Consider the following 7,358-nt stretch of genomic DNA (forward strand, 5'->3'; position numbering starts at 1 on the left):
GCCTCGTCTGTCTGTTCAGTGGCACGAAAACAACCGGGTGCTGATGGATTTACGGCAGCGCATGGAAAGTCTTGAATGGCTGCAGACTTGGAAAAACGCTTCGAATGGGCTGCATTTCCGGCCTCGACAAACGTTCGGGTACGTCACACGCGAAAGCGCGCGCCGGCGTCTTCGAGCTCGCGGGCCAGCGAGGACAGGTGCTGCGCCTGTTCTGCCATCGAATTGATTGCAGACGTGTTTTCTTCAGTCATCTGGGCGATCTGCTCGATCTTGCGTGCCACTTCATGACTGGCCGTCGTCTGTTCGCTGACCGACTCGGCGATGCCGCTGATGCCGCTCGATGTCGAGGCAGCGGCCTCGGCCGCCCGGCCGAGCGCATCGACCACCCGGGTCAGCTGCTGGCGCGAGGCGTTGATCGCCTCGGACCCGCGGCGCACCACGGCATCGACGCCTGCTGCGTGTGCGTCCAGCGTGCGCGTGACGGCCTCGATCTCGAGGGCCGATGCAGCCGACTTCTCGGCCAGCTTGCGCACTTCGTCGGCGACCACCGCGAAGCCGCGTCCCTGCTCACCGGCACGGGCCGCCTCAATGGCCGCGTTGAGCGCCAGCAGATTGGTCTGTTCAGCGATGTCCTTGACCTGGCGGGTCATGCCACCGATGGCACGCGTGCTGTCCACGAAAGCGCTTGCGGCATCGGAAATTTCTCCGACCACCTGACCGACATCGTCAAGCTCACCGCTCACCGCGTCTATCGCGCGCCGCCCCTGGTCCGCTTCGTCGCGGCTGGCGTTGGCGTGGTGACGCATGTCGGACGCACTGTCCGACACGCTGTTGATCGACACCGAAAGTTCTTCGATGGTGGCCGCCATGGCCGACGCGGACTGGCTCTGGTGGGTCGATGCATGACTGATCTGCTGCGTCGCGCTGGCAACGACATGGGTCACTTCCGACACGGCAGAGGCCGAAGCTTTCACCCGCGCGATCAGCGTCGACAAGCCGTCGGCCATGCGGTTGAAGCTGGCTGCGATATCCCCGAACTCGTCACGACTCGAAACGTCGATGCGCGCCGTCAGATCGCCATCGGCGAGCCGCTGCCCCCCTTCGATGGTGCGGCGGATGTCGTCCTGCAGTGAGAAGTAGAGGCCGAGCGCAAGATACAGTGACAGAAGCATGCCCGCGGCCAGCGCTGAAGCGATCAGCAGCTCCAGGCGGACCATTTCGGTTCGATGCACGGCAAGGCTGGCTTCAAGGCTGGACAGCAGCGTACGGGCAGTACCCAGTGCTGCATCGACCGGCGCGCTTGCGCGGGCAAACACTTCAGAGGGCGGCAAATCGAACGTCTGGCTGACCACCGAATTCTCGATCATCAGCGCGGTGGCGCCAAAGGCGTCGCGCAGTTCTGCCACTTCCGCGGTGATTGCGCCTGCATGGGCCGGCGCATTCTTCAGCACGCGTTCGAGCATGCGTTCCGATGCATCGACCTGCGCCTTCGACAGCTGCAGCAGGGACCCCAGTTCGACCGCCTTCTCGGGCGACATCGAGCGGGTTGCACTGATCGACGCCGCCAGCCCGCGCAGCCGGGCCAGATACTCGATCGTCTGCGGCATGATGCCGATGGTCGCTTCCATCAGCGTAAAGCTGTCCGGGTAAGGATCGAAGGTCAGGCCCGACGCATCGGCCACCATGCGGAAATCGTTCAGCAGATTGACGATCAGTTCCGAGTGCCGGCGGAAGTTCTCGCTGCCGGTGGCGCCGCTCATCAATTGACGCACCGCCACCCACTCGTCATTCAGGCGATTGATCTGCGCACCCTGATCCAGCAGCGCAGGATTGGCGTCAATCTGCGCCGTGAGCTTTGCGATGCCGGCCGCCACTTCGGCCGCCTTGGCTTCGACCTTGGGCGCCAGGCTGGCGTCGCCGTTGAGCATCGATGAGGACATGCCGCGATGCTGCTGCACCGTGGCGAGCACGCCCAGCAAGGTGCGGACATAGTCGGCACCGATGCGTTCGTTGTCCATCGCGCGCACCGCGCCCATGCGGTCCAGCGTCTGCAGCGCGCCAACGCCGAACAGCAGCGACAGCAGGATGCCCATGACCAGCATCATCTTTGGCGCGAAACGGAGACGTGACATCAATGCCCGGGCGGGCGACAGCAGGGCGTTCATCGTGTGGGTCTCCTTGAAATTCAGTTCTGGGCAAATCGGGAGCCGGATTCGGCGGCGCGCTCACGCGGCGCCGAATAGGTAGTGGACTTACTGAACTTAACGGCGACGCCGCCGACGCATTGAGTTTGCGGTCGCGTTGCGCTTGATCCAGATCAGCAGCAGAACTTAATCAGGCGACGTAGCCGATCCGGAAGCCGCCCCACTGGCGGCCACCTACATGGATTGGTGCCGAAATGTCGTGCACCACTTCGCCGGTGTCGCGGCGATAGGTCTGGATCAGGAAAGGCTGCGCATGCGCACCACAGCGCTTGCCGACCGGGTCTTCAAAGATGCGCTTGGTACGGTTGCGCACGATGTCGACCTTCTCGTCACCGGTCAGCGGCTGCGAAAACTTCTTGTTGTGGGTCGGGAAGTAGCCCTTGCGATCAACCGCGCCGGCGTAGATGAGACCGGGGTGACGATCGAGCAGCGGCTCCTGGATGGCCGGAAGCAGCCGGTCGGTCAGGCTGTCGAAGCGCGTGGTGTACTTGACTGGCCGGGTGCCGGCGATCGGCTGGTAGTTCTCGTCGAACAGATCTTCGATCTTGATCTCGCCACGCTTGACTGCCGCTTCCAGACACGCCCCGACCTGCGCGGCCGCCCCAGCGACCAGCTCCGGCATCCGTGCGTGCATCGCCACCGCCTGTTCGCCCGCAGGGCCGAGTCGGAACACCTGGGCCAGTTCGGCCAGGTTGCTCGACAGCACGTCCAGGCGCCCGGCGTCGGTCGCCGCAACGTACGACACCTCGCGGTTTGATTCGGCCATGGCGAAGATGCGCTGTACGTGCTGGTCAACCTGTTCGCCCAGCGCATGGTTCTGGCGCATCGCTGCAACCGTGCCGCCGACCCGTTCCAGCGTTGCATCGGCGCATTCGCGGATACGCTCGAGCGTAGCCACCGCCTCGCCGGTCAGGGCGGCACCGTTGCGCGCCTCGACCGCGCTGGCGCGCACCACCGCCGCGGCTTCGCTGGTTTCGCGTTGCACCGCCGAAATCATCGTGTGGATCTGCCCGGTCGACGAAGCGGTGCGTTCAGCCAGCTTGCGCACCTCATCGGCCACCACGGCAAAGCCGCGGCCCTGCTCGCCGGCCCGTGCCGCCTCGATAGCGGCATTGAGCGCGAGCAGATTGGTCTGGTCGGCGATCTCGCGAATCACCTGCACCACGCTGCCGATCTCCTCCGACCGGCTGCCCAGGTGTTCGATCTGCCGAGCGCACTGTTCGACGCTGCCTGACACGCGCGACATTTCGGCGGCGACACGGCTGACCACCTGGGCGCCCTGCTGCGAAAGTTCGCGCGAACGCGCCGCGTCCTCGACCGTCAGGGCCGCCACGTCGGTGGCCGCCTCCATGCTGCTTTTCATGTTGCCCACGTCGGTGCTGGCGGCGCGCGATGCGGTGCACTGCGCATCGGTCGAGCCGGCCACCCGCTCGGCCCCCTTGCCGAGCCTGGCACACGCTTCCTGCAGGCGCGACGAAGTGAACAGCATCTTGGCCATCGCCGCACTGAATTCACCGACCAGGCGGTTGTAGCTTTCGGCCAGCCGGGGCAGCGCACCCGGCCCCTGCACCGGCAACTGGAACGTGAGATCGCCCTCCAGGCGGGCCCGTTCCATACTGGCGACGAGCGCTTCGAGCGGCCGCTCGAACAGGTGCGCACAACTCAGCCGCACCACCGCCAGGGCGACCAGCGCCAGTCCGGCCGCGAGCAGCACGCCGCCGGTGTCGAGCGACTCCGCCCCCCAGGCAAACGTACCCAAGTGGGTCAGGAACACAACAGGATAAAGACACAACCAGAGCAGGTTGCGCCCGAGCAACGAGCGCGGGGGGCGTGCTGACATTTACGGTCTCCTCACCGGTGAGGGCATTGTTCGCCCGATATGAAGGAGACACCGACGTGTACCCGTCGATTGCCTCCCTCTCCGTCAGGGCATGGTTTGCCCATCCGTAAGGAGTGTTACGACAAAGCGTACACAAGCTTTAATGTGGCCTTGCTGCGCTCGCCGTCCCGGTCAGTCGATGCGGAACAGCTTGCCGAAGTTCGCGATGTCGAGCACCTGGCGCACTGGCGGGCTGCAACGCGACAGTCTGATTTCACGCCGTGCGTTGCGCGCCTTGTCGCGCAGCATCAACAGCATGCCGAGCGCAGAACTGTCCACGTAATTGACGGCGGCGAGGTCGACGTGGAGTTCATTCACTTCATCGCGCACCAGAAGTTGTTCGGTGGTGTCCCGGAATTCCCTGTGCGCCGAAAAGTCGAAGCGCCCGCCCAGGCTCATGCACGCAACCTTGTCGGCGATGCTGACCTTGATGTCCATGGTGTGTCTTCCTGTCTGTAATCGATGAATGAGTGCGGCAATCTGCCGTCAGCCGTGGGCGGCCATGCGGCGACCGCCCTGCAGCGCAGCCATGATGCGTTCGGCCACCTGCGTGAGCGGACTGACCTCGCAACACGCGCCGATCTGGGCCGCCTCACGGGGCATTCCGTAGACGACGCAGCTTTCCTGGTCCTGGCCTATCGTCCACGCGCCCGCCTTGCGCATCGCCAGCATGCCCTGTGCGCCGTCCTTGCCCATGCCGGTCAGCAGTGCGGCAACCGCATTGCCGCGCGACTGTGCCGCCGCGGAATCGAACAGTACGTCGACGGCCGGGCGATGCCGGTTGTAGGGCGGCGTCTGCAGCAGTTCGCACACATAGCCACCGCCGGACTTGCGGATTTCGAGGTGCGCATGTCCGGGTGCGAGGTAGGCGTGACCCGGCAGGATGCGTTCGCCCTGTTCGGCCTCCTTCACGCGCAGACGTGACAGCGAGTCGAGACGTCGAGCGAAGCTCGCGGTAAACATTTCCGGCATGTGCTGAACCATCACGATGCCGGGCATGTTTTCCGGCAGGCGGGTCAGTACTTCCTTGATCGCTTCGGTGCCGCCGGTCGACGCACCGATACACACGATGCGATCACCCCAGTTGCTGCTCACCACGGGCGGCTGCGTCACCGCACTGACAGCAGGGCGCGCAGGCGCATCGCGCCTCACCTTCACGTGTGCGCTGAACGCCGCACGTATCTTGTCCTGCACCTCCTGTGCATAGCCGGCCGGCAGTCCGACCATGGTGGCGCGCGGCTTCGCGATGTAGTCCACCGCGCCCAGTTCGAGCGCCTGCAGCGTCGCTTCGGAACCCTGCGCAGTCTGGCTGGAAATCATGATCACCGGCATCGGGCGCAGGCGCATCACCTTGTCGAGAAATTCCAGACCGTTCATCTGCGGCATTTCGACATCCAGCGTCAGCACGTCCGGCAACAGGTCCTTCACCTTCTGGCGTGCCACCAGCGGATCGGGTGCCGTACCCACCACTTCCATGTCGGGCGCCTGGTTGATGATGGCGGTCAGCATGGCCCGCATGACTGCGGAATCGTCAACCACCAGCACCCTGATTCTTGGCTTGTTCATCAGCGTCGCCCGATCACGAGAACAACTCGATATCGCCTGACGCATCCGTGCGTGCAAGCCGCTCCTGATACTCGCGCTCGCGCCGTGCCAGCGTATCGTTATTGACGCGTGCGAGCTTCTTCACCAGCACCCGTCCGACACGCGGAAAGAAGTAGATCTTGCGGGCATGCTTTTCCTGCAGATCCTGCGCGAGGACCGGAATGCCTTCCTGCTTCAGGTAGTCGAGCACGAAAGACGAATTGCGTTCACCGACATTTGCGCTCGACAGCGACGCCATCACGCGTCCGCCGCCGAATACTTTGGCTTCGAGCGCCGAACGCCGGGCGCCCGACTTGATCAGCTCATTCACCAGCAGCTCCATCGCATACCCTCCGTAGCGCGCCGAACGACTGGTCGCTTCGGTGCCACCGTCGGGCAGCATGAAATGATTCATGCCACCAATGCCGCGTTCCGGGTCGCGGATGCAGGCGGCTACGCACGAACCCAGAACGGTCACCAGCAGCATGTCGCGTGTCGTCACGAAAAATTCGCCGGGCAGGATCTTCACCGCCTCACGCGAAAACTTGCTGTCGAAATAGCGCTGCGACGACTGGTGTTCGATCAGGGAAGGACCGCGACTATCGACCGCCGTCAACACGACCATAAACCGTCCTTCCGAGATTGCGGAACAGATCGACTGCGTGCGAAAAGCTTTCCGAATGCCCGGCGAACATGAGCCCTTCCGAGCGCAGCAGCGGGACGAAGCGCTTCAGGATGGCGTACTGCGTCGGCTTGTCGAAGTAGATCATCACGTTGCGACAGAAGATCGCCTCGAGCGGCCCGCGGATCGGCCAGTTCGGTTCGAGCAGGTTGACGCGGGTGAAGCGGATGAGCTTCTGCAGTTCGGGGCGCACGCGGACCTCGCCGGCACGAGCGCCGGTGCCTCGCAGGAAGTACTTGCGTACCAGTTCGGGCGACAGCTTTTCGATGCGGTCTTCGGTGTAGACGCCAGCCTGGCCCTGCGCCAGCACCTGGGTATCGATGTCGGTCGCGATGATTTCAACCGGCGGGTTCATCGAGCCATACAGCTCGCAGCAAGTGATGGCCAGCGAGTAAGGCTCCTCTCCGGTCGAGGCGGCGCTGCACCAGATGCGCGCCGTCGGCTTGTCGAGCCGGGTCAGATGCTCCTTCAGCAGGTCGAAATGATGCGCTTCGCGGAAGAACGATGTGAGGTTGGTAGTCAGTGAATTGACGAAGGTTTCCCACTCGGTGTGATCATTGCGCTCGAGCCGCTTCAGATAGTCAGCGAAGGTCGCATCACCGGTGGCCCGAAGCCGGCGCGCCAGCCGGCTGTAGACCATGTCGAACTTGATCGGCGACAGCGAAATGCCGGCATGCTGGTGTATCAGTTTTGCGATGCGGTCGAAATCGTCGCGCGTGAAGGAAAACTCGCGCGTTGCGCCGGTCAGCGACCTTGCATCCGCCAGTTGCCGGGTCACTTCGACTGCACTTGCTGCATTCCTGCCTGCCTGAATCACGATGCCGACCTCTCGGTTGATGTCATGCTGACGCGCGGTCAAGCCACGCGCTTGCTCAGAATTCTTCCCACTCCTCGTCGACCGCCGCGGCGGTGGCAGGCTGAACCCGCCTCACCTTGCCCAGCGCCCCGCCGCGCGAACGCGGCAGCACCGGTTCGCTGTTCGCCGCCTCACGCTGCCTCAGCGATGCAC

6 protein-coding genes are annotated in these 7,358 nt (G+C 64.0%); all 6 read right to left on the reverse strand.

Features of this window, described 5'->3' with window-relative positions; all coding sequences use genetic code 11:
- Positions 1 to 143: 143 nt before the first annotated feature.
- The 6 genes from NMQ14_RS10870 to NMQ14_RS10895 all read right to left on the reverse strand — a co-directional run bounded on the left by NMQ14_RS10870 (position 144) and on the right by NMQ14_RS10895 (position 7,115).
- Positions 144 to 2,165 (reverse strand): methyl-accepting chemotaxis protein, encoded by a 2,022-nt coding sequence (locus NMQ14_RS10870; RefSeq protein WP_257095977.1) that lies wholly within the window; start codon positions 2,163 to 2,165, stop codon positions 144 to 146.
- A 169-nt stretch (positions 2,166 to 2,334) separates the two neighbouring features.
- The gene (locus tag NMQ14_RS10875) at positions 2,335 to 4,044 is read right to left on the reverse strand and encodes a methyl-accepting chemotaxis protein (RefSeq protein ID WP_257095979.1); all 1,710 of its coding nucleotides are present in this window, start codon (positions 4,042 to 4,044) and stop codon (positions 2,335 to 2,337) included.
- Positions 4,045 to 4,215: 171 nt separating this feature from the next.
- Positions 4,216 to 4,521 carry an STAS domain-containing protein gene (locus NMQ14_RS10880; protein WP_257095981.1) on the reverse strand — a complete coding sequence of 102 codons (306 nt, stop codon included), beginning with the start codon at positions 4,519 to 4,521 and terminating at the stop codon, positions 4,216 to 4,218.
- 48 nt (positions 4,522 to 4,569) lie between these two features.
- On the reverse strand, positions 4,570 to 5,649 hold the full coding sequence (locus tag NMQ14_RS10885; protein ID WP_257095983.1) for a chemotaxis response regulator protein-glutamate methylesterase: 1,080 nt from the start codon (positions 5,647 to 5,649) through the stop codon (positions 4,570 to 4,572).
- A gap of 13 nt (positions 5,650 to 5,662) precedes the next feature.
- On the reverse strand, positions 5,663 to 6,292 hold the full coding sequence (cheD, locus tag NMQ14_RS10890; RefSeq protein WP_257095985.1) for a chemoreceptor glutamine deamidase CheD: 630 nt from the start codon (positions 6,290 to 6,292) through the stop codon (positions 5,663 to 5,665).
- Complete coding sequence (locus tag NMQ14_RS10895; protein WP_257096018.1) at positions 6,267 to 7,115, reverse strand: CheR family methyltransferase; 849 nt, start codon at positions 7,113 to 7,115, stop codon at positions 6,267 to 6,269. Before NMQ14_RS10895 ends, cheD begins: the two co-directional genes overlap by 26 nt.
- Positions 7,116 to 7,358: the final 243 nt, after the last annotated feature.

The organism is Methyloversatilis sp. XJ19-13 (assembly GCF_024580155.1).
Classification (GTDB): domain Bacteria; phylum Pseudomonadota; class Gammaproteobacteria; order Burkholderiales; family Rhodocyclaceae; genus Methyloversatilis.